Consider the following 24,432-nt stretch of genomic DNA (forward strand, 5'->3'; position numbering starts at 1 on the left):
AACAAAAAAACGATCTCACAGCGAGATCGTTTTTTTGTTTTATTTAGATTGTACTTTGTATTGTTTGAACTCTTTCTCCGAGCATAGAACAAAGTGACCAGGAGTAACCTCTCTAAATTCAACTGGTTCATTAGGCTCGTAGTTATGAATAGCTGGATCATATGATTTCCGTTTCCGTGTCCGTTCACTGATTGGGTCTGGAGCAGGAATCGCTGATAAAAGTGATTGTGTGTACGGGTGAAGTGGATTTTTATTAAGTTCATCGGCAGGTGCAAGTTCTACCATTTTACCAAAATACATAACACCGATACGATCACTAATGTATTTTACCATTGAAAGATCATGGGCAATGAAGAGATAGGTTAAGTTTTTCTCTTTTTGAAGTTTTTTCATCAAGTTAACAACCTGCGCTTGGATAGAAACATCCAACGCTGAAATAGGTTCATCAGCAATGATAAATTCGGGTTGGACAGCAAGGGCACGTGCAATACCAATTCGCTGACGCTGACCACCACTAAATTCATGAGGATAGCGGTTCGCATGCTCTCTATTCAAGCCAACGGTTTCTAAGAGCTCATATACTTGCTCCATCCGATCTTTTTTTGAATTTGCCAAGCCATGGATATCAATTCCCTCGGCAATAACATCAGCTATTTTTAATCTCGGATTTAATGACGCATATGGATCTTGGAATATCATTTGCATTTTCCGATTAAAATCTTTTAATTGTTTTTTAGACTTTTTACCGTGGACGTTAACTCCATCGTATAAAACTTCGCCGCCAGTAGCATCGTATAAACGGATTATTGTGCGCCCTGTTGTTGATTTACCACAACCAGACTCTCCTACTAATCCCATTACTTCACCTTTAAATATATCAAAAGAGACATTATCTACTGCTTTTACTTCGTTCACTTTACCTTCATTAAAATATTGCTTTAAATTTTTAATTTCAAGTAATTTTTCATTCTGAGCCATTTATTTCCCCTCCTTTTTTCCAGGGAATTGACCTTGACCAGTTTTCTCTAAAATAGCAACTCCAGCATTTCCTGCAAATTGATTTTGGCGTCTTTTTACAGCCTCAGGTGGGTTAACCTTTGGTGCATCAGGATGTAACAGCCAGGTAGCTGCATAATGTGTGTCAGAAACTTTATAGAAAGGCGGCTCTTGCTCTAAATCAATTTTCATAACAAATGGGTTACGCGGTGCAAACGCATCACCTTTTGGAGGATCTAATAAATCTGGTGGTGTCCCTGGAATCGAGAATAACTCCTCGTCATGTGTATCCATGTCAGGCATTGAACTAATTAATCCCCATGTGTATGGATGTTGTGGATTATAGAAAATCTCATCGGCTGTCCCAATTTCAACAATTTTCCCACCATACATCACTGCTACACGATCCGCTACATTGGCAACCACCCCAAGGTCATGGGTAATGAAGATTATCGATGTATCAATTTTCTTTTGTAGATCCTTCATTAATTCAAGAATTTGTGCTTGAATTGTAACGTCTAAAGCAGTTGTCGGTTCATCAGCAATAAGAATTTTAGGATTACATGCCAAGGCAATGGCGATAACAACCCTTTGTCTCATCCCACCGGAGAACTGATGCGGGTATTGATCTACACGTATCTCTGCTTTTGGAATACCAACTAGTTTTAATAAATCAACTGCTCTTTCCTTTGCAGCGTGTCTGCTTATATTTTGATGTTTAATAAGTGGCTCCATAATCTGGTTGCCAATTTTCATTGTTGGATTTAGTGAAGTCATCGGGTCTTGGAAAATCATTGAAATATCTTTTCCACGGATTTTTTGCATTTCTTTATCTTTAAGTTTTGTTAGGTCTTTTCCTTCGAAAAGAATTTCACCACTTTTAATTTCTGAATTGTGTTCAGGAAGTAACCGCATGATTGATTTTGTTGTAACTGATTTTCCAGAACCTGATTCACCAACGATCGCTAATGTTTCACCATTATATAAATCAAAGCTTACACCACGAATCGCTTGTACTTCTCCAGAAAATGTATGAAACGATATATTTAAATCCTTTACTTGTAAAACTTTCTCCATTTACATACACCTGCCTTCTAATCACGCATTTTTGGATCCAACGCATCTCGTAATCCGTCCGCCACTAAGTTAAAGCAAACCATAATAATAGCTATCATAATGGAAGGAATAATCATTTGATAAGGAAATGCAATCATAGATTTAAATCCTGAATTGACTAATGTTCCTAAAGATGCATTCGGTTCTTGTAATCCCAACCCAATAAAGCTCAAAAATGCTTCAAAGAAAATAGCATTTGGGATGGAAAACATCGTATTTATGATAATGACACCAAACATGTTCGGAATCATATGTTTAAAAATAATTGAAGAATTGGAAGCACCTAGTGTTTTGGCAGCCAAAACAAATTCCTGACCTTTAAATTTCAACACTTGTGCGCGAACCACTCGGGCCATACTAGTCCAGCCGGTTATAGTTAAAGCTATTATGATTGGAATAATACCTGGCTTTAACACCAATATCATTAAAACAACGACAATCAGGTTGGGAATACCGACAATAACTTCAATAATCCGCTGCATCACACCGTCGATACGACCGCCCAAATAACCAGAAACAGCTCCATACATTACGCCAATAGCCATATCAACTAATGCAGCCATGAAGGCGATAAATAACGATACTTGTGTACCTTTCCAAATCCGTGCAAATTGATCACGGCCTAAATTATCAGTTCCAAACCAGTAATAGGCATCAACTTTTCGAACTTCATATGCGTTGTATACTGTGCCGTCTCTCCTGGTTAATGTACCATCAAACGGAAGCCATTCTACATTTTCTAAACCCTGAATACGTGGCGGCAAGTTATTATATTTAGTATTTTGTGTATCATAATCATATGGCGTAATTAACGGACCAACAAATGCCATAATAAGCATGATAGCTAGGACCACTAAGCTAACAACCGCACCTTTATTCTTCCGAACTCTTAGCCATGAATCCTGCCAAAAGTTTAGGCTCTTTTTAGAAATTTTTTCACTCTTTGATGGGTCAATATGGGCAGGAGCAAACATATCCTTTGAGATTGTAATGTCTTTGTTGCTCATTTAGCTTTCCCCCCCGATATACGAATACGTGGGTCGATGATTCCATATAGAATATCAACAATTAAGATAACTACAACAAATAATACAGCAAATAAAATATTAGTTCCCATAATGACAGGGTAGTCATTCATATTAATTGATTTAACAAATTGCTCCCCTAATCCTGGAATTCCAAAAATTTGTTCAATAACTAGTGAACCAGTCATTAAGCTAACAGCTAAGGGTCCCATAACAGTCACAACAGGTATTAATGCATTCCTAAGTGCATGCTTTAGACTAATTTGCCAGCGGCTTGCTCCCTTTGCTCTCGCCAAAGTAATATAATCAGATCCTAAAACCTCTATCATTTCAGTGCGCATAAACCGTGCCGCAATTGATATTGGAAACATTGCTAGTGCAATGGTAGGCAGAATGGTATATTCGGGTCCTTTCCATAACATAACAGGAAGCCAATGCAATTTAACAGAAATATAAAACTGAAGCAATCCAGCAAATATAAATGACGGTACTGATTTACCCACTACAGCAATAAATGTAGACCCATAATCTATCCATGTATTTTGCTTTAAGGCAGCAATTACACCCAAGAATATGCCAAGTATTGCACCAACTATCATTGCTTGCAAACCTAATTGTGCAGAAGGACCAATACGGTTAGCAATAAGTTCTGTTACAGGGGTATTATCAAATTGAAAGGAGATTCCTAGGTCACCCTTTACCAAATTCCTCATATAACTAAAATATTGAACAGGCAGAGGTTCATTTAAACCGTATTTATCCAGCAAAATATCGCGCTGAACTTCTGAGAGCTTTTCGAAATTATTAAAAGGGCTACCTGGAATTAGCTTCATGAGGAAAAATGTAAGTGATGCTACTATAAAAAGTGTAATTATCATATAGCCAGTTCGTTGTAAGATATATTTTGCCATGCCTACACCCCCTAATTTTATTTAAATATTCGACGTTTTTTGACAATTCCCACACAGGTAAAAAGAGAGTATATTTCTTCAATATACTCTCTTTCTATTTGATTAATATAGCTACTTATTTGTGATTTTAATCCACTGGTAACTATAATCTGGACCAAATGCATGGTGAGCAAAACCTTTAACCTTTGGATTAATAAGAAGGTTAACTGAACGTTGGTAAAGTGGTGCAATTGCTGCATCATCTTCCAACAAGATTTTTTCTGCATCTTGAAGAGCTTTCCAACGATCTTGTGGCTTAGCTACAAGTTCTTCACTAGCTGAGTTAATTAACTTATCAAATTCAGGATTACTATAGCTCATGTGGTTTTGTCCGCCACCAGTAACCCATAAATCCATGTATGTCATAGGATCAGCGTAATCAGGGCCCCAACCACCCATTAATAAATCATAATCTTCAGCATCTTCACGTGCGATACGAATTTTGAAAGGTACAGCTTCAATAGTAATTTTTAATCCTGGTAGGTTTTTTTCTAATTGATCTTTAACGAAAGCATCAGTAACTTTTGATGTTTCTGTATCTTGACCAACATAAGTAAATGATACTTCTTTAAGGCCTGTTTCTTTAAGTCCTTGTTCCCAAAGCTTTTTAGCTTCTTCTTTATTAGTGCTTAGGTATGTACCTGCAGTATCACGGAAATCTTTACCGTCTAAGAATGAGAAACCTTTTGGTACAAGAAAATCAGCAGGGATAGATCCGTTTGCTAATACATCTTCTGTTAAAGCTTTTTTGTCAACAGTTAAAGCAATAGCTTTACGGATATTTACATTCTTCAATGCTTTGTTCTTTTCGTTCATTTTTAACCACCAGATAGATGGCTCTTGGTAGCGTAATAAATCGGGTTGTCCTTCAAATTGAGAAAGGATTGCAGCTTGTGCAAGCTTTGGTGTGATATCAGCTTCGCCAGCAGTATATGCGTTTGCAGAAGCTTGTGGATCTTTAGAAACGTTAAAGTTAATTTTCTCTAGAGTAACGTCTTTAGCATTTACGTAATCAGCATTCTTTTCTAATACCCATTCAGTTCCAGTTGGGCCATCCCACTTAGTCATCTTAAATGGACCATTGTAAAGTAAGTGAGTAGCATCTTTCGCATAGTTAGCGCCTTCTGCTTCAACAAACTTTTTGTTTTGTGGGTAGAACAATGGGAATGTTAGGTAAGATTCGATGTATGGAAGCGCTCTCACTAAAGTAATTTCCAAAGTATAATCATCTATTGCTTTAATACCTAAATCATCTAGTTTAGCTTTACCTGCAACAATTTCAGATGCATTTTTGATTTTGCCTTCCATGAAGTATGCACCATATGGAGCTGCAACTTTCGGATCAATTGCACGTTGCCATGCAAACACAAAATCATTAGCAGTAACAGGGTCACCGTTTGACCATTTTGTATCTTGCCTTAGTTTAATTGTAATAACAGTTTTGTCATCATTGTATGTTGGTGCAGCTTCAGCAACTCCAGGGATAACTTTTTGGTCTGCATCTAAACGATATAAACCTTCGTTTGTAGCATTTAACATTGTGAAGCTTAATACGTCTTGAGACATTACGCTGTCCATAGATGGAATTTCAGCAGACTCAAGAACATTAAGTACTTGCTCATCTGCTAGTTGTTCTTCATTACCAGCATTATTGCCTTCATTTTTGTCTTTGCCTTCATTCTTATCTGTACCGCCTGAACATGCTGCTAGGAACATGCTAAGAACTAATGATAAGACTAAAAGTAGTGAAAGTTTTGATTTCTTCACTTATAGACCTCCCTTTTCTATTATTCTGAAAAATTACTACATTCTCTATTATACATATTTAAAATTAATTGTACATTATTTTTTACAATTTTATTTACAGGATTGAAACATTCTTTACGTATTCATTACAATTTCCTATGTTATAATTTACACTTATTATAATTTTTTTGTATAATATTCTGTGTATCCCTAATAAATCAATGTTTAGGAGGTTATACTGTGAAATTTAGATTTAAGAAAAAACATTATATACTAGCTTTTACACAGTTACTCATACTATTAATTTCCTCTTTCTCAAAAGAAGGTATTTCTTTATTAAGTTATATCGATATATCGTTTTATGTTTCTTCTCTGCTGTTTCTTACATCCTTACTTCTTTATACTATTAATTCTGGCTCTTACGATGTCATTGGTAAATCATTTAATTTGGCTTTTTCAAGAGGGCAAAACAATAGAAAGTTCGAAGATATTCCTGCATTATCTGAGCTCATTACATTCAATCCATCACCCCTTCTATTTCATGGATTAGCTAACGGTCTACTGATGTTAATCTCCTGTTGCCTATATTATTTTTTACGGACTTGAAATTAAATATACAGTTCATTTATAATAAGAACAATTGTATAGTTGCTTAAAAGGCTATGATAAAGAGTAGTACGTATTTTCCTTCGTTTCAGAGAGTTTGTGGCTGGTGTAAACAAACACGAATAAATACGGAATGGACTTTGGAGCCTCTGTCTGAACATTTAAAACGGTTTAAAAGTAGGATTTGACGTTTTCCTTGCGTTAAAAGGACTCCCGATTGTCATTGTGGATGATTGTGGAATTGAGTGACTCTTTTTTGAGTAATTTAGGGTGGTACCGCGGAACCATTCGTCCCTATTAGTTTTATGGGGATGAATGGTTTTTTTTATATATTTTTTTAGGAGGAAATTAATCATGAAAACGATCTTTTCTGGTATTCAGCCGAGTGGAACAATAACACTAGGTAACTATATCGGAGCATTAAAACAGTTTGTCGAAATGCAAAACGAATACAATTGTTTCTTTTGTATCGTAGACCAGCATGCCGTTACAGTTCCACAGGATCCAATAACACTTCGTAAAAATATTCGAAGTTTAGCGGCATTGTATCTAGCAGTTGGAATTGATCCAGAAAAAGCTACTCTATTTATTCAATCTGAAGTCCCAGCTCACGCCCAGGCAGGATGGATTATGCAATGTGTTGCCTATATTGGTGAACTTGAAAGAATGACACAATTTAAGGATAAATCTACTGGTAAAGAGGCTGTGCAGGCAAGTCTTTTAACTTACCCGCCACTCATGGCTGCGGATATCCTCTTATATAACACAAATCTTGTACCTGTAGGCGAAGATCAAAAACAACATTTGGAATTAACACGAGATTTAGCCGAAAGATTTAATAAAAAATACAGGGACATATTAACTATCCCTGAGATTAGTATTCCTAAAATTGGTGCGAGAATTATGTCATTGCAAGAACCAACAAAAAAGATGAGCAAATCAGATCCAAATAAAAAGGCAATTATCACACCATTGGATGACCCAAAACAGATTGAGAAGAAAATTAAGAGTGCAGTCACAGATTCAGAAGGAATTGTTAAATTCGATAAATTAAACAAACCTGGTATATCTAACCTATTATCGATTTATTCTATCCTAGGTGCTAAATCAATTTCAGAAATTGAAGGAATGTATGAAGGGAAAGGATATGGTGATTTTAAAGGCGATTTAGCAGATGTCGTCGTAAATTTCTTTAAGCCTATTCAAGAAAAATACTATGATTTACTCGAATCATCAGAACTCGACAGGATTCTAGATGCAGGTGCAGAAAAGGCAAATCTAGTGGCAACAAAAACCCTTAAAAAAATGGAAAATGCCATGGGACTTGGCAGAAAAAGGAGATAACAAAAAAAGCCTGACCCACAAAAGATATGGAATACATATCTTTTGGGTCAGGCTTTTAATTTACCTTCGGGCCGTGCTCCATTTCCCAAAGCTTTTCAAAAAACGGCTGTCCTTTTATTAAATTTTCACAAAATGTCTCGTGTCGCTTAGACCACCCATACTTTGTTTCCTCAAACAATTGTTCCCATGCAGCTTCAAAATTTAATTCTTGAATGGTTGAATAATGCTCTGGGCACCATTCGGTATACCAATATCTAACTTCTGCTTCATTACTAGATGAGAGCAATTGATCTAAAGCCATAAATAACAGTTGTTTTAATTGACGTTCTTTTCTTGTTAAACCTCTCATTAGTTCTGGTTCAGGTGAGAGAATATGATAGTCCTTCATTTTTTCCTGCTCATAAAAATGATATTTAGTAGCCTCGTGTTGAGCAATCATTTCGTACACCAGTTGCTCTTGTCTAGGAATTAACCGACTTTTTCGAATCGGGATATTATAGCCGATGGTATCAATTGCTAAGATCCCAATTCCATCAGTTACCACGAAGCAATAGTCAAGTTGAACTCTTTCATGGTTTTTTCTTAAATAGGCTTTCTGATAAATATCATCTAGAAGTTGTTGAGGTAATTCCGACAAATCGTTTTCAATGTACTTAAACAAAACAGGCTCAACTTTTATCAGTGGTACCTGATCTAACAGTTCCACCCCGTCATCCTTACGCCATTCATGAAAGTGACAAACATTATAACCGTTTTCTTCCCCTTCAAACCAATTTACCCATACATCATGAAGATACAACATTTTACAACCCCTCACTTCAAGAAACTGTTTGTAAATCAGTATGGGCAGACCTAAGTTAAATTATTCCTTTATATATATTTTGCTCCAATTTCAATGATTGACCTACTTTTTTAGAACCTGTCCTATTATATATCTTAATGTATATGGGTAAATGATATTGGTTATTCCAGAATGAAAAGAACAACAAAAAAATCCACCACATTAATGGCAGATTTTATCTTTTTGATTTTGGATTGAAAGCATCCTTTAGTCCTTCTCCGATAAAGTTTATCGATAAAATAGTAATCGTTATAATTAATGCCGGCGGTACCCATATCCAAAGCTTAAATTGGAGAACATCCGGCTCGTTTGCCGAATTCAACATATTTCCCCAACTTGGAATTTCCTGAGGTACACCAAAGCCAAGAAAACTTAATCCTGTTTCAGCAACAATCATCGTTGCAAATGTAATCGTCGCTTGAACGATAATTGTAGATAAAATGTTTGGTAATAGATGTTTCATAATTACTTTGGCTGGTGAACAACCAATTGAAATAGCAGCCGTAATATATTCATTTTCTTTTTCAGCGAGAATTTTACTACGGACAATCCGGGCAATCCCTCCCCAACTTAACAAGCTAATGGTGCCAATTAATACCCATAACCCATTTACTTTTCCAAACAGAATGGCATTGAGGACTATTACAAATACGAGGAATGGAAAGTTTAAGATAAAATCAGTAAATCTCATTAATATACTATCTACTGTTCCGCCAAAATAACCTGAAATAGAGCCGATTAATGTTCCAAGTAAAATTACAAATAATGTACAACTCATTCCAACTAACAACGATATACGTCCGCCATATAGTAATCTCGTAAAAACATCTCGACCGGCTTTATCCGTTCCAAGCCAATGATCACCCGATGGCTCTAACGACATTTGACCAATGTTAATTCTCGTAATATCTGCAGTGGTAATAAAAGGAGCTAGTATCGAAACAAAAGTAACAATTAATAAAAAGAGAAAGCTGATCATTGCTAATTTATTTTTTACAAATTTCTTCCGAGCAATGGCAAAAGGAGATAAACTTTTTTTCGGGGGTGTTACGATAACATTTTTTTCGTTTTGTGTTACGACTTTCATTTTTTCTCCCCCTAATCTAGCCTAATTCTCGGATCTACAACACCATATAATACATCTGCTACTAAGTTGCCGATAAGTGTTAAGAAAGAGAAAAACATTGTCAATGTCATTAACACTGGATAATCTCTTGTCCCGACAGACTGTAGGAATAATTGTCCAAGACCTGGATATGTAAAAATCGTCTCGGTGATAATAGCACCACTAATAATGGCGACAATATCAAAGCCTAAAAAGGTTATAAGTGGGATAATTGAGTTTCTTAAAATATGAACATTGTAGATCTTACTTTCCGGAGTCCCTTTTGCACGAGCAGTACGAACATAATCTTTACGGCTATTTTCAATTATATCGTTACGTAAAAATTGTGTATAACTTGCTGTACTTAATAATCCAAGTACGATAGCAGGTAAAAAAACATGATGAAAACGGCTTAGCCACCATTCTAATGTTCCATCTGTAACGCCAATGTCCACTGAGCCATTAGATGGAAACCAGCCTAACTTAAATGAAAAGAAAAAGATGGCGAATACTCCTGCAATAAAGGATGGAATTGCCAAACCTATGTAGTTTAATCCTCCTATCAGGTTATCCATTAAGGTATACGGCTTTCGACCTGCATATGAACCCATAAAAAATGCAAGGACGTAGGTTATTAAGATAGCTGAAAGGCCTAATAGTATGGTGTTAGGGAGACGTTCTCCAATAACTTCAGATACAGCAATTTTGAATCGCGTTGATTTCCCAAAATCCCCCTCCACGAAACCACTAATCCAACGGAAATACTGCTGAGGCATCGGATCATTGTAACCCAATTTCTCACGCATTTCTGCGATGTATTCTGGATTTGTATTTCTTGGATCAATCTCTCCACTTAGAGAATCCCCCGGCATTAATTTTGCCAAGGAAAACACTACTATGGAAGTAAGGAGTAACATTGGAATCATTCCCAATATTCTACGAAATGCATATTTCAACATGTGCATTCTCCTTGTCTATAAGCTTTGGTAACCACAAGCTGTATATCTCGCCTATTTTGTTCAAATGGGAGAAGCAAAGCCTTCTCCCATTTGAAGTTCAAAATTGAGTTGTCAGTATTAGTTAGCCTTTAAAACAAATTGTATTAATTTTTAGAAAACTGTACTATTGTTTTATCCACCATTCATTTGGACGGTTCATACCAGAAACGTCAAATTTAACTTCCTGAACTCGCTTGCTAACAGCCATTGTTTCTTCTAGTTCAGCAATTGGTAATGCCGGAAGATCTTGCATGAATAGTTTTTGCCATTGTACATAAAGATCCTTACGTTTTTCGTTATCTGTTCCAACAACACTGATATCAAGTGCTTGATCCAACAATTTATCACTGTCCGCATTTACCCAGCGTGGATAGTTCCAAAGTGCTTTTGAGCCCCAAAGTGGAGTTGGATCTGGATCTGCACCAGTTGACCAGCCTCCGAAGAATACTTCCATTGATTTGTCCGCTTTTTCAAGCATTTCATAGTAAAGATTTACGTCAGTCATCGTTAATTTAGTTTTCAATCCAACAGCTTCCCAATATTGAGTCATTGCTTTGGCACGAGATTCAAAAGTTGGGTTATCCGTTGCATAGTGGCTGAAGTTTACAACGAATTTCTTACCGTTTGGATCTTCACGGAATCCATCGCCATCAACGTCTTTGTAGCCTGCTTCATCTAATAGTGATTTAGCTTTTTCCGGATCATATTTGTATTGCTCTAAATCTTCATTAGGTGCTGCAATCCAATGGTTTGTCGGGATTGGACGGTTTACAGGCTTACCTACACCAAAGAAGAACGCCTTAACCCATTCCTCACGATTGATTGCATAATACATTGCTTCACGAAGCTTTTTCTCTTGGTATTTTGGTTCGCTCATGACGTTTTTCCCGCCATCCCAAGTACCTAATCTGAAACCAACATAGTAATAGCTTACGCCGGGATATGTTACTGCGTTTACATTATCAAGCGCTTTAACTTGATCAATAATACTAGGATGGAAAGAAGTCATATCAAGCGTTCCGTTTTTAAGTTCTCCTACAGAAAGAGATGGGTCGATCACTTTAACAACGACTTTTTCGATATGCGGTTTACCGCCGAAGTAATCATCAAAGCGCTCCATTTCAACTGATTCACCAGGGATAATTTTAGAAACTTTAAATGGTCCTAAACCAACTGGCTTTGTACGAACCTGTTCAGACCCCATCATATCTTTTACAGCAATTCCTTTAAATGCTGTACGGTTCATAGGGTATGTCCAAAGATTATCCAGGTTGTTTACTCGGGCCTTATCGAAAGTAATTTGAATGTGGTAATCATCGACTACTTTAATACCAGCAATCTCCTTTGCTTTACCATCATGATAATCTTGTGCACCCACAATGTTTCTTACGTTATCAAAGCGCGGACCTTCATAATCCTTGTCAGCAACAACTTTCAAAGCGAATTCCCAGTCCTTAACTGATAATTCGTCCCCGTTGTGCCATTTAACACCTTGTTTGATTTCGAAGTCAAAGACTTTATTGTCTGCTGTTTTCCATGATGCGATATGTGGTTGTGCCTTTAGGTTCTCATCATAATCAATTAAGTTTTCATCAAAGAAATCAATTACATATGCATCAGTTTGTGTACCATAAAAAGAGTAGTTAAATTTACCTTCAGGTGCTGAATCCAGTGCATAGACTAGTGTGCCGCCATCCTGTGGTTTTCCGGCTGTTTCGCCGCTTTTACCTTCGTTTTCATTTTTCTTAGTACCCGCTTTTTCACCGCCGCTGCAAGCTGCTAAAAATGCGGAAAGAACCAGCATTAATGCTGCAAACATAAGCATACTTCTCTTCTTCATTTGTTTCCCCCCTATTATATTTTTCCCTTAGCTACTGACTAATTCCAGCCCTTAGGCACTTTCACTTTTCTAGTAAAGGTGGCAAGCTACTCGATGAGAGGGCTTCACCTCCTTTAATACGGGCTTACTTTTAGAACATTCCTCCATTGCCATTGGGCAGCGCGGATGGAATGTGCAACCAGATGGAGGATTGATAGGGCTTGGCACATCACCCTTTAATATGACCCGCTCCTTTTTCACCCTGGGATCCGGAGTTGGAATAGCTGAAATTAATGCCTGTGTATATGGATGGAGAGGTTCAGCGTAAAGGCTGTCTTTATCGGAAACCTCAACCATATTCCCTAGGTACATAACACCTATTCGGTCACTCATGTGTTTAACAACACTTAAGTCATGCGCAATGAAAAGAAAAGTAAGATCAAATTCTTCCTGTAAGTCCTTTAACAGGTTTAATACCTGCGATTGGACGGATACGTCTAGTGCTGAAACCGGTTCATCGGCAATAATTAATTTGGGTTTTAATGCTAGAGCTCTAGCTATTCCAATTCTTTGGCGCTGTCCCCCAGAAAATTCATGGGCATACTTGTAATAGGCATCAGGCGGCAAGCCTACTTTATCTAACAAATCCATGACTTCCCGTTTTAACTCTGCCTTATCTTTTATTGAAAAATTATAAATAGGCTCTGCAATTATATCTCCAACCATTTGCATGGGATTCAAGGAAGCATAGGGATCCTGAAAGACCATCTGCATATCTTTGCGAATCTCTCGAAGTGATTTACCAGTTACTTTGGTAATGTCTTTTCCATTAAAGAGAATTTGCCCCCCCGTTGGTTTAAGTAAACGAAGAATGGTTCTCCCTGCCGTAGATTTGCCACATCCGGATTCACCTACTAGTCCAAGAGTTTCTCCTTTTTTAATCTCAAAAGAGATATTATCTACCGCTTTTACATTTCCAATAGTGCGCTTAAAGAACCCACCTTTGACTGGGTAATAGGTTTTAAGATTTTTAATCTCTAATAGATTTTCAGATTGAGAGGAAGAATGGGCTGCCTTTTTATGTATATAAATGGTACTCATTTTTTCACCCCTTCTCTTGGCTTGCTAGTTTCAAAGAGCAAACAGGCAACCTCATGGCCTTGTTCAACATCTTCAAGCAAAGGGGTAATTGTAGTGCATTCAGGCATGGCGTTTGGACATCGATGGGCAAAACGGCAGCCAGTTTTCGGCATATTTATAAGCGATGGGACGATACCTTTAATCGAACTTAACCGTTCTTCTTGTCCATCCATTTTCGGGATTGCCCCTAAGAGCAAACTTGTATATGGATGTTTAGGATTATGGAAAAGTGTATCCACATCGGTACGTTCTACAATCCTTCCAGCATACATCACCATTACTTCGTCACACATTTCCGCAATTACACCCAAATCATGTGTAATCAAAATAACAGACATATCATTTACGGCTTGTATATCTTTTAAAAGTTCGAGAATTTGAGCTTGAACGGTAACATCGAGGGCAGTGGTTGGTTCGTCAGCAATTAATAATCTAGGCTGACATGCAATGGCAATGGCGATCATGACGCGTTGTCTCATCCCGCCTGATAATTGGTGCGGATACTCATCAACGAGTTTTTCTGGTCGAGAGATTCCAACACTTTTCAATAAGGCGATCGATTTTAACCGAGCCTCTTTTTTAGTTATCTTTGTATGGTTGAAAAGGACTTCTTGGAGTTGATATCCTATTGTAAAGACTGGATTTAATGAGGTCATTGGTTCTTGGAAAATCATGGAGACGTCTTTCCCACGAATTTTATTGATTTGTGATTCGGACATTTTCTCAAGATTTACTCCATCAAAAATGACTTCACCTGATTTTATTTTTCCACTTCCTTTCGGGAGTAACTTCATAATCGAAAGGCTCAAAACAGACTTACCACAACCAGATTCTCCAACAATACCGATAATTTTCCCTGGCATTACATTGAACGAAACATGATCTACTGCATTATAATCAGTTCCGTCAATATCAAAAGCGGTCTGTAAATTTTTCAATTCAAGCAATGGTGCCTCTTTGTGCAGCGATTTTTTTGCGCTCATAGTACACCTTCCAACTTTTTTGAATTATTCAGTTTATTCTATATATTCAATAAAATTCTATTACAGAATTGTTACAATTGCAAGATTTTTTTGCACAATTCCTAATATATGTTATTTCATCATTAAAAAAAGCCTTATTTTACTGGCTTTTTTCGAAGGTTTTATTATAGTATTCAAGATATTTTATTGCAGAATTTGTAAAAGATAGTTTTGTAGAATAATTATTGTTTTTGTAAAAATGTTCAATCAAATGATATCCTGCAGCATAACCTAATAGATTTGGCAGTCTTCCTACCCCAAAAAGTAATTCATCGTGCTTCTTTTCATGTTTTTTTGTGTTTAGCTGTTCTTTCAAATATTTCTCCCAAAAATTTAATAACTCCTTTTCTTTATACATACGGCACCATGGAGCTAAATATTCCCGTCCACAATTTTTTAAAACTGCATATTCTGCCAGTCCTTCTATGATAATGGAATCAAGCAAAGTATAGTCTTCCAGCCTTTTATCTAACATCCTAAGCCGACAGACGTGGTGGTATTCATGAATCAAAAGTGCCTCTACTTCATTTGGGTCATCATAGGTAGAGAGAAAAAGAAACATTTTATCTGGGAAAGAAACACCAGCCTTGCTTTTAACTTCTCTGATAAAAAAACCTCCTGACTGTGCTACTGGAAAGAGAAAAATTGGTATGTCAGGGCCATTCCATTTATGTTTATAATTATTAAATAGACGCTCTACTTTATCCCATGCTTTTTGTTCCTTCATCCGAACAAGATTGTTCCTTGCGGCCCTAGACGGCCGATACATCCCAAAATCCATCAATTGATTATAAATTTCCTTTGCGGTTTGTTTTTTAAAATATGGCTCTAATCTTTCACAAATCTTAACGGGTCGGTCAATCTCCTCCTCTAACCATTGCTCTGTTCGAATGATTCCCATTACTTCACCCCATTTTACTTCACTCACCCTCTGATCAGTTTATTAAACGTAACAAAAGTGGTTCATGTATTTCTGAGGTATTATTTTTCAAAAAAAATTCGACCAGAAATCATCTCCGGTCGAATTTTTTACTTATTCATATTTTTTGAAAACAATCGTTGCGTTGTGGCCGCCAAAGCCTAGCGAATTACTCATGGCTGCCTTAATTTCTTTCGAACGTGCTTTATTGACTACATAATCTAAGTCACATTCAGGGTCTGGTGTTTCATAATTCATAGTTGGAGGAAGGATGCTGTCTCTTATTGCTAAAACAGTGAAAATCGCTTCTACACCACCTGCTGCACCTAGAAGGTGTCCTGTCATAGATTTAGTTGAACTGATTGCTAATTTATATGCATGTTCGCCAAATACTTCCTTCACCGCAAGGGTTTCAAACTTGTCATTATATTCAGTACTAGTCCCGTGGGCATTTACATAATCAATTTCCTCAGGATTTAATCCGCCATCATTAATAGCCATTTTCATTGCACGGGCACCACCTTCACCACCAGGTGCTGGTGCAGTTATATGATAGGCATCACCAGTTGCCCCATAACCAATAATTTCGGCATAGATTTTAGCACCACGTGCTAAGGCATGATCAAGTTCCTCCAGAACAATGATCCCGGCACCTTCACCAATAACAAAGCCATCGCGGTTTTTATCGAATGGTCTGCTAGCTGTCTTCGGGTCTGGATTTGTTGAAAGAGCCGTATTCGCGCAGAAGCCTGCGACAGACATTTTTGTAATTGGTGCTTCCGCTCCGCCGGTCACCATTGCATCTGCATCGCCGCGTTGAATTACTTTAAAGGCATCACCTATGGAATTAGTTCCTGTTGCACAGGCAGTTACTGTACAAGAATTGAAGCCTCTTGCCCCAAGTATAATTGAAACCTGTCCTGTTGCCATATCAGGAATCAACATTGGTACAAAGAATGGGCTTACACGCTTGTAGCCTCTCTTCTGAAATATTTCGTATTGCTGTTCAAATGTTTCCATTCCGCCGATGCCAGAACCAATCCATACTCCAACACGATGGGAGTTATCTTCATTAATAGTTAAATTAGCATCTTTTACTGCCATTAATGCCGATGCAACTGCAAATTGTGTAAAACGGTCCATTTTGCGTGCATCTTTTCTATCCATAAAGGCTTCTGGGTTAAAATCAGTAGATTCTGCGGCAACTTTTGCAGGATATTCATCTGCATTAACTCTTGTCAATGGCCCAATCCCTGATTTACCTTCTAATATGTGCTTCCATGTTGTTTCAGCATCATTTCCAAGTGGCGTTACTGCACCTACGCCTGTTACAACGACCCTGCGCTTTTCCATATTATCTATCTCCTTCATTTCGTATCTTGTTTCGTATGGTTATTTATCAAAAAATATCTCTTTATTTTCCCCATCTAATTGCAATTGCTCCCCAAGTTAAGCCTCCGCCGAAGCCAACCATGACAATGAGGTCATCATCTTTAATTCTTCCCTCTTCTACATCTTCCACAATCGAAATTGGAATCGATGCAGCAGAAGTATTACCATATTTATTAATCGTTTTGGACATTTTTTCGACTGGCAGCTCTAATCTTTGTCTAGATGCTTCCATAATACGAATATTGGCCTGATGAGGAATAAGGAAATCAACATCATCCTTTGTTAAACCTGCTTTTTCGAGAACATTGATACAGCTTTCCCCCATTTGCCTTACAGCAAATTTGAACACTTCTCTACCATTCATAATAATATATTCATCCTGGTATAGGTGTTTTGATCCAGTACCATCTGCTCCAAGCTCAAAGGAAAGGATTCCGCGATTTTCTGAAACAGGTCCAATAATGGTGGCACCAGCGCCGTCCCCAAACAATACTGCAGTATTGCGGTCACTCCAGTCGGTAACTTTCGAAAGCTTTTCCACGCCAACGACTAGGACATATTTATAAACTTCGGTTTCAATGAATTGTTTCGCTGTCACAATTCCGTACATAAAGCCAGCACATGCTGCACTGACATCCATCGCTGCCGCCTTTTTTGCCCCCAGCCTTTCTTGAATTCTGCAGGCAACCGATGGAAAAGGAGTATCAGGTGTAACTGTAGCTACCAAGATTAAATCAATCTCTTCAGCGGTAATTCCGGCATCTTGAATGGCCTGTTTTGCTGCTTCAAATGCCATATCAGATGTATTAACATCATCGGCAGCAATTCTTCTTTCTTCGATACCTGTCATTGTACGAATCCATTCATCAGAGGTATCCATTATTTTTTCTAAATCCTTATTGGTGACAATTTTCTCTGGTAAATACCTGCCAATCCCTACAATACCTGCTTTCACAAGTTCCAACTCCTTTTTTTTCGCAAGATTCTCTATATCCTAAAGTTAATATCAATTATTATGACTTGGTACTAATTTTATCAAATAAAACCTATTTTAAGCAACTGTTTCTTCTTATTTCTCTCTTCGCTTAAGTATATTCCAATAAAAAAATGACTCAATTAAACTTGGCAGATGATTTCCGCTCCAGGCGCATCGCTCCAATCAACTTGGCTATAAAATCAACAATAATCCTTAACATTGCCAAACAAATAAATAAGCTCCCTATTACGAGAGCTTACTTTCTCATTATATTTCTTTTCGACCTTCAGCTAGACCGAGTTCATATGCTTCTTGCATGACCTTTGTAAAAAGATTCATGAATGGCTCGATTAATTCCATTGATAATTCCACACCAGCCGTGTCCAATTGTTCCTTTGCTTCTGGTAAGTATTTCATCGCGATCTGCATAAATTGAAATGTTTTATCTTGACTGTTCATATGTACTCCTTCAATTTTTCATTTTGGCAAGTTTCCTGTTTTTTTATAATCTTCAATTTGATTGTTTATCTCCAGAATGAATTCTTTGTTTACATGAGGACTAAATTTACCAAGTGAAATAACATTGTCTTGAAAATCATAGGAAAGGTTACCTGTTTTTAGTTCCCCTTTATTGTATAGATCTGCAACCTTTTCATATAAAATATCTACCTGCTGTATGGTACTTGTTAATACCGTAGATTCACCTAAATCAGATTGGTCCGAAACGTAACCGATTGCATACATGCCGTGTTCCTTTACTGTTTCTATTACTGGCACATTAAACCCGTCACCTGCAGGATAAATCACATCAATTCCCTTTTCCATCATGTCATTTGCTAATTGAACTGCTTTTATTTCATCATCCCAATTTCCAACATATTCTATACTAACTTTCGTGTTTTTATTTTCAGCCATAGTCCCCTGATAGAAGCCCTCAATCTCTGGCTGCCATTCATAAGCGGCTATAACACCGACATTTTGTGCTTTTGACATATGTGCAGCAACCATTCCTCCAAAAAAACCCATCGCGTGTGCTTTAAAATTCAGACTAGTTGTGTTTTTGTTTTTAGCATCACCATTAAAACTAATAAAATGGATATCAGGATAATCTTTAGAAAGATTATTAAAGTATTCAGCATATTCAGACCCATGGCCGAATATTAGATTTACCCCTTTTTGGTCAAACTCTTCTACTGCACGTTCGACAACTGCTTCTGAATTAATTCCTTCTTTATAAAACACATCCACATCAAATTTTGACTGTATTTTTAACAAACCTTTAAAGCCCTTCGTCCCCCATACTTGGTCATTGACCGTTTCAGGTACTAACAATCCAACCTTTTTTATTTTACCTGTAGATTTTGTCTCTCCGCAGGCCCCAAGCAAAAAAAGGCATAAAAGTATGATTCCGAAACGGTTTATCATTTCATGCATCTCCTTCGTACTGTTGCCATTTCTATAACACGTTTCCTTTACATTATTAATTTATAGAACAAAGGAAAATAATTCTATGACTGCTTTTTCCAATTTTATTCTAACCTTTCAACAAATAAATGAAAAGACAATTTTAAAACCACAACACATCTGGATCTTTATTTTATATGGTCATATATTTCATGATTCTTTCAAACAGTATGCCAATTGCCTTATAAACGATTTTCATACAATCGCTGCACATGTTCCATTTGTGCCAGGATAGAAGCTGAAATTGGGGTTACCTTTCTTACTGTTACTTTTAATACTGGAAGATCACCTTGTATTGATGATAAGTTACTTAACCGAGACTGATTTTCATCGATTTTTAGGTAAGAAGCACACCTGAACCATTGGTCATCACTTCCACTTTCAATCAAATAACTCCCAGGTTTTCCTTTCTCTATGATTTCTAAGATTGATTCAATGGCATCATCAACAAATATGACATCGTTTATCCATTCCCGTTCTTCATGAGTTATATCTGTCTTTTTAAATTTGGAAACAATAGCTTGTTGAAACAAAAAAGTTAACGGCTGCCATGGACCATAAATAGCAGGTAAATACAATATCTGTGTATTCTTTACTAATCCGTTTATCCTACTTAGGAATCCCTCAATTTCTTTTCCCCTAAATGTACTGGTAAGCATTTGAATCGGAAGAATAAAAACGATATTCGCATTTTTGTTATTGTCCTCTATATACTGAATTATCGGCTTTGTTACCTCTTCATTTTGTAAAATTTGTTCCTTTTTAAGCATAAATAAGTCATATATAGAAAATATAATCCTTGTATTACTCATGTCTTCTCTAGGACTATTCTCCAACTCGAATAACGATTTTTCCAGAAAGTTTGCATTTCTACCGACTTCAAGTCTTTTTTCATCAAGAAAATCTATATTATCAACCTCATCTATATGAACGCCATTGACCTCTATTCCTTTATTGAGCAGGTTTTTGCCAACGTGAAAACCAACAAAGTCAAACATCCCAAATATAATTGCCTTGTCCATAAAATATTCCTCCCCATACTTACCTTAATGAATCCTATGCATATCGCTAAGGAATTATTTCTTTTTGGGGAGGACCAGCCTATAGGATCGTTTCATGGTTGTTGAAAAACTTTAACATCATATTGCCAAGCTGTTGTTTTTTTTCAGGTAGAATGAAAGTAGGGTTTATTTCTGGGTCACTAATTATTTGGTGATACACTTTAGATTGGTTATACGATTTCCCCCCTGAAAGGACATGAATAATTTTAACTGGACATCCAAATTGAAGATTTATTTTATCATCCATACTGAAAATATGGTTTTCGAGTACATGTTGGTCCATTTGATGTGCTGCTACTAATTCCCTCATTAACTTTTTATAAAAGAATTTATGTTCCTTTTCTTGTTCAAGATGGTTTTTCAAGGAAATAATGGGGTTGAGCAGAATAATTGACCGTATCCGCCCTTTCATTTTCTCCATTAAACTTATGGCAACCAGCGCCCCCATACCTTCGGCTAAGATATGGATTTTGTTATTTAATATTTCACTTCTTATGACATGCTGGTATAACCTCTCGGCAAGCTCAACTGCATTATTGCTTCCCCAGTTTCGCCCATATAGATTTGAGGAAAAAATGGTGTACCCTTTTTCTTTAAGCTGGTTAACAATAGCTAACCTTCCTTCATTTTGTGTCCAAAAGCATTTACTTTCATCGACAAAATGTCTTTCATCTCCAATTATTAAGATCCCAAATCCGGTAGGCTTTTCAGGGTAGTGAATAATATTCCATTGGGTATCCATCTGAAAATTACGATTCTCCATAGATAAATCTCCTTTTACATATTTCCTCACTGTATTGTATGCCGCCTCATTAAAGATGAAAGGGGGGTTAGCCTATTTTTATTAAGCTCAGCTGGAAAATTAGTAATCACCTTTTAAAAACGGAAAATGCTCGGAATAGCCTGAGTGGTATTACTTACCACTGGCGGAAGTTTCACTTTATCATTTCAGAATCATATGATAATATAAATGAAGATGTAAAATAGGTTAGAGGTGAAAAATAGTGCGATTTTTTTGGACCTTTTTCTGGTCATTTCTTTTAGTGCAAATGCTTACATATGTAGTGAGTTCAATGACTGCAGGTGCTAAATATGAATTTATGCCTGCTGCTATTGCTTCAGTTGGGGTAACGATCTTGATTTACATTGCTGCTGCAATAATTCCTAACGAGCCCGCAACAAAACATTAAGAAAAAGGTCATCCTATCAAATGGATGACCTTTTTCTATAGGTATTTAATAAACCGATAAAGTAATCTCACCGTCGTTAATATTTATTTCCACTCTTGACTGATCATGTAACTTGCCAGCGATTATTTCACGGGCTAGCTTGGTTTCAATGTTTCTTTGAATAAATCGTTTTAAAGGCCTTGCCCCATAAATTGGATCAAATCCATTTACGGCAATGAATTCTTTTGCTTCCTCATTAATGATTATATCAATTTGTTGATGCTTTAACCGATTTTGAAGTTCTCTCATCATTTTGGCAACGATAATCTTAATTTCGTCCAATGATAGCGGCTTAAAGAGGATTGTTTCATCGATTCGATTTAAAAACTCAGGACGGAAATGTCCCCGTAATTGACTCATCACTTTCTCCCTTACCGCTTCAGAGATTTCAACCTCGGTTTCACTTCGTTCTAGTAAAAAATGTGAGCCAATATTAGAAGTCATAATAGTAACTGTATTTTTAAAGTCAACGACACGCCCTTTTGAGTCAGTAATTCTTCCGTCATCAAGCGCTTGTAAGAGAATGTTAAATACCTCAGGATGAGCTTTTTCAATTTCATCCATTAAAACAACAGAATATGGTCTTCTCCTTACAGCTTCCGTCAACTGTCCGCCTTCTTCATAGCCAATATAGCCTGGAGGGGCTCCAATTAGGCGGGACACAGCATGCTTCTCCATATATTCAGACATATCGATACGTATAATATGTTCCTCACTGTCGAATAAAGACTCGGCCAATGCTTTCGCAAGCTCCGTTTTCCCAACACCTGTCGGACCTAAAAATAAAAACGATCCAATTGGTCGATTAGGATCCTTAATTCCAGCACGCGCCCTGAGTACTGCATCTGCCACTAAATTTACTGCCTCATTCTGGCCGATGACTCTTTCGTGCAAGATTGATTCCAATTTTAACAGCTTTTCTCTCTCCCCTTCTACTAGCTTAGAAAGAGGTATTCCTGTCCATCTTGATACGATATTGGAGATTTCTTCTCCAGTAACTTCTTCACGAAGCAAACGTTCGTCCTTAGCAGTTGCCGTTTCGAGTTCCTTTAGCTCTTTTTCTGCTAACGGAATTTGACCGTGGCGAAGCTCTGCCGCTCGGTTTAAATCGTATTTATCTTCAGCTTGTTGAAGCTCCCTGCGAAGCTTTTCCAGTTGTTCTCTTTTCTCCTGCAATTTCTGTATACTTTGTTTCTCTTGAAGCCATTTTGCCTTCATTTCATTGGCTGTTTCTTTTAAATCAGCTAGTTCTTTTAGGAGTGCCTCCAGCCTCAACTTGCTCCCGTCATCAACCTCTTTACTTAAGGCAGCTTCTTCAATTTCCAATTGCATAACCCTGCGTGTTACTTCATCTAATTCGGTAGGCATTGAATCTATTTCAGTACGTATTAAAGCACAAGCCTCATCGACTAGATCAATTGCTTTATCAGGCAAAAAACGATCGGTGATATAACGATCAGATAATGTGGCTGCAGCAACCAAGGCATGGTCATGAATTTTAACACCGTGATGCACTTCATATCGTTCTTTTAACCCTCTTAAGATTGAAATGGTATCTTCAACGTTTGGTTCTTGAACCAGTACCTGCTGAAATCTACGTTCAAGTGCTGGATCCTTTTCGATATATTTTCGGTGCTCATCTAGAGTAGTTGCTCCAATACAATGAAGTTCACCACGGGCAAGCATTGGTTTTAACATATTGCCTGCATCCATGGCGCCTTCCGTCTTACCGGCTCCTACGATCGTGTGAATTTCATCAATAAATAACAAAATTCGTCCTTCACTTTTTTTGATTTCATTTAGGACTGCTTTCAATCTTTCTTCAAACTCACCTCTAAATTTGGCTCCAGCAATTAACGCACTCATATCCAATGAGAAAATTGTTTTATCCTTGAGTCCTTCCGGTACATCTTTCCTAACTATCCTTTGTGCCAACCCTTCCACAATAGCAGTTTTCCCTACACCAGGTTCACCGATTAAAACAGGATTATTCTTTGTTTTCCTTGATAATATCCGAATTACATTGCGGATTTCAGAATCACGGCCAATAACTGGATCCATTTTTCCTTCTTTAACCTCAGCAACAAGATCCCGTCCATATTTTTTTAGTGCTTCGTATCCTGCTTCTGGATTTTGTGATGTCACTCTTTGGTTCCCCCTAATTTCTTTAATTGCTTGCAAAACTTTGTCTGGTTGAATTCCAACGTTTTGTAAAAGCCTTCGCATTTCTGAATCCTTCGCGTAGACTGCAGCTAACAGAATATGTTCAACCGATAAATACTCATCAGAAAACTTTTTGGCAAACTCCTCGGCACTGACAAAAAGTTTTTGCAGCTTGGCTGTGATATAAAGTTTTCCCTGTTCAACCCCACTTCCCGTAACCTCTGTTTTTTTAGCAAGAGCAGCAGTAAGGTTCTTTCTAATTTTTTCGGGAGGGATACCTGACTTTTCTAATATAGAAGAAATGAGACTATCTTCTTGATCCATTAAACATAAAAACAAATGGGGTTCATCAATCTCTTGATGATTTTTTTTGACAGCTAGCGACTGAGCATCCATTAGCCCCTTTTGTAACCTTTCTGTCATTCGATTCATGTCCATTTTTTATCACACCCTTTTTGACCAATTTTGACCTTTCCTTTTATTATAAAACTTCATATATAAAAAGTAAATTTTTGCAAAG

Annotated in this window: 21 protein-coding genes and 1 other annotated feature; of the genes, 2 read left to right on the plus strand and 19 right to left on the minus strand. The window is 37.1% G+C overall.

What is annotated here, in order from left to right; genetic code table 11:
• Nucleotides 1-39 precede the first annotated feature (39 nt).
• From J7E67_RS11635 to J7E67_RS11655, 5 genes are all read right to left on the minus strand, one after another.
• Nucleotides 40-978, minus strand: a complete 939-nt coding sequence (locus J7E67_RS11635; RefSeq protein ID WP_214731987.1) for an ABC transporter ATP-binding protein — start codon at nucleotides 976-978, stop codon at nucleotides 40-42.
• Nucleotides 979-2,073 carry an ABC transporter ATP-binding protein gene (locus J7E67_RS11640; protein WP_214713177.1) on the minus strand — a complete coding sequence of 365 codons (1,095 nt, stop codon included), beginning with the start codon at nucleotides 2,071-2,073 and terminating at the stop codon, nucleotides 979-981.
• Nucleotides 2,074-2,090: 17 nt separating this feature from the next.
• Nucleotides 2,091-3,119 (minus strand): oligopeptide ABC transporter permease, encoded by a 1,029-nt coding sequence (gene opp3C, locus J7E67_RS11645; protein ID WP_214731989.1) that lies wholly within the window; start codon nucleotides 3,117-3,119, stop codon nucleotides 2,091-2,093.
• The gene (gene opp3b / locus J7E67_RS11650; protein WP_214731991.1) at nucleotides 3,116-4,048 is read right to left on the minus strand and encodes an oligopeptide ABC transporter permease; all 933 of its coding nucleotides are present in this window, start codon (nucleotides 4,046-4,048) and stop codon (nucleotides 3,116-3,118) included. The genes opp3C and opp3b overlap by 4 nt, the downstream gene beginning before the upstream one ends.
• A gap of 111 nt (nucleotides 4,049-4,159) precedes the next feature.
• Complete coding sequence (locus J7E67_RS11655) at nucleotides 4,160-5,854, minus strand: peptide ABC transporter substrate-binding protein (protein WP_214713180.1); 1,695 nt, start codon at nucleotides 5,852-5,854, stop codon at nucleotides 4,160-4,162.
• 632 nt (nucleotides 5,855-6,486) lie between these two features.
• Nucleotides 6,487-6,738 (plus strand) — a binding site (T-box leader).
• A 52-nt stretch (nucleotides 6,739-6,790) separates the two neighbouring features.
• Here J7E67_RS11655 and trpS point away from each other — a divergent pair.
• Nucleotides 6,791-7,783, plus strand: a complete 993-nt coding sequence (gene trpS, locus J7E67_RS11665) for a tryptophan--tRNA ligase (protein WP_214713361.1) — start codon at nucleotides 6,791-6,793, stop codon at nucleotides 7,781-7,783.
• Nucleotides 7,784-7,838: 55 nt separating this feature from the next.
• On the opposite strand, the gene J7E67_RS11670 is transcribed toward trpS, so the two are convergent.
• The 13 genes from J7E67_RS11670 to J7E67_RS11730 all read right to left on the minus strand — a co-directional run bounded on the left by J7E67_RS11670 (nucleotide 7,839) and on the right by J7E67_RS11730 (nucleotide 21,283).
• Complete coding sequence (locus J7E67_RS11670; protein WP_168242495.1) at nucleotides 7,839-8,585, minus strand: YjbA family protein; 747 nt, start codon at nucleotides 8,583-8,585, stop codon at nucleotides 7,839-7,841.
• Nucleotides 8,586-8,799: 214 nt separating this feature from the next.
• Nucleotides 8,800-9,711, minus strand: a complete 912-nt coding sequence (gene opp4C / locus J7E67_RS11675) for an oligopeptide ABC transporter permease (RefSeq protein ID WP_214713182.1) — start codon at nucleotides 9,709-9,711, stop codon at nucleotides 8,800-8,802.
• 11 nt (nucleotides 9,712-9,722) lie between these two features.
• Nucleotides 9,723-10,688 (minus strand): oligopeptide ABC transporter permease, encoded by a 966-nt coding sequence (gene opp4B / locus J7E67_RS11680; RefSeq protein WP_088086069.1) that lies wholly within the window; start codon nucleotides 10,686-10,688, stop codon nucleotides 9,723-9,725.
• Between the two features lie 163 nt (nucleotides 10,689-10,851).
• Nucleotides 10,852-12,567: an oligopeptide ABC transporter substrate-binding protein gene (gene opp4A, locus J7E67_RS11685; protein ID WP_214713183.1), complete on the minus strand. Its 1,716-nt coding sequence runs from the start codon at nucleotides 12,565-12,567 to the stop codon at nucleotides 10,852-10,854.
• Between the two features lie 69 nt (nucleotides 12,568-12,636).
• The gene (locus J7E67_RS11690) at nucleotides 12,637-13,647 is read right to left on the minus strand and encodes an ABC transporter ATP-binding protein (RefSeq protein WP_214713184.1); all 1,011 of its coding nucleotides are present in this window, start codon (nucleotides 13,645-13,647) and stop codon (nucleotides 12,637-12,639) included.
• A complete protein-coding gene (locus tag J7E67_RS11695; protein ID WP_214713185.1) occupies nucleotides 13,644-14,669 on the minus strand; it encodes an ABC transporter ATP-binding protein in 1,026 nt (341 codons plus the stop codon). Before J7E67_RS11695 ends, J7E67_RS11690 begins: the two co-directional genes overlap by 4 nt.
• 139 nt (nucleotides 14,670-14,808) lie before the next feature.
• Nucleotides 14,809-15,609: a DUF2268 domain-containing putative Zn-dependent protease gene (locus J7E67_RS11700; protein ID WP_214713186.1), complete on the minus strand. Its 801-nt coding sequence runs from the start codon at nucleotides 15,607-15,609 to the stop codon at nucleotides 14,809-14,811.
• Between the two features lie 132 nt (nucleotides 15,610-15,741).
• The gene (gene fabF / locus J7E67_RS11705) at nucleotides 15,742-16,980 is read right to left on the minus strand and encodes a beta-ketoacyl-ACP synthase II (protein WP_214713187.1); all 1,239 of its coding nucleotides are present in this window, start codon (nucleotides 16,978-16,980) and stop codon (nucleotides 15,742-15,744) included.
• Between the two features lie 61 nt (nucleotides 16,981-17,041).
• Complete coding sequence (locus J7E67_RS11710) at nucleotides 17,042-17,974, minus strand: beta-ketoacyl-ACP synthase III (RefSeq protein WP_214713188.1); 933 nt, start codon at nucleotides 17,972-17,974, stop codon at nucleotides 17,042-17,044.
• Nucleotides 17,975-18,262: 288 nt separating this feature from the next.
• Nucleotides 18,263-18,454, minus strand: a complete 192-nt coding sequence (locus tag J7E67_RS11715; RefSeq protein WP_214713189.1) for a ComZ family protein — start codon at nucleotides 18,452-18,454, stop codon at nucleotides 18,263-18,265.
• A gap of 18 nt (nucleotides 18,455-18,472) precedes the next feature.
• Entirely contained in the window at nucleotides 18,473-19,420 is a 948-nt protein-coding gene (locus J7E67_RS11720; protein ID WP_214713190.1) for a BMP family ABC transporter substrate-binding protein, read from the minus strand.
• A 221-nt stretch (nucleotides 19,421-19,641) separates the two neighbouring features.
• Nucleotides 19,642-20,481 (minus strand): Rossmann-fold NAD(P)-binding domain-containing protein, encoded by an 840-nt coding sequence (locus J7E67_RS11725; protein WP_214713191.1) that lies wholly within the window; start codon nucleotides 20,479-20,481, stop codon nucleotides 19,642-19,644.
• Nucleotides 20,482-20,560: 79 nt separating this feature from the next.
• A complete protein-coding gene (locus tag J7E67_RS11730) occupies nucleotides 20,561-21,283 on the minus strand; it encodes an alpha/beta fold hydrolase (protein WP_214713192.1) in 723 nt (240 codons plus the stop codon).
• Nucleotides 21,284-21,524: 241 nt separating this feature from the next.
• Between J7E67_RS11730 and J7E67_RS11735 the strand changes: the two genes are divergently transcribed.
• Nucleotides 21,525-21,710, plus strand: coding sequence for a YjzD family protein (locus tag J7E67_RS11735; RefSeq protein ID WP_168242484.1), 186 nt, complete (start codon nucleotides 21,525-21,527; stop codon nucleotides 21,708-21,710).
• Nucleotides 21,711-21,755: 45 nt separating this feature from the next.
• Here J7E67_RS11735 and clpB read toward each other — a convergent pair whose 3' ends face one another.
• The gene (clpB, locus tag J7E67_RS11740) at nucleotides 21,756-24,350 is read right to left on the minus strand and encodes an ATP-dependent chaperone ClpB (protein WP_214731993.1); all 2,595 of its coding nucleotides are present in this window, start codon (nucleotides 24,348-24,350) and stop codon (nucleotides 21,756-21,758) included.
• Nucleotides 24,351-24,432: the final 82 nt, after the last annotated feature.

The sequence above is a fragment of the Bacillus sp. ISL-46 genome (assembly GCF_018613205.1).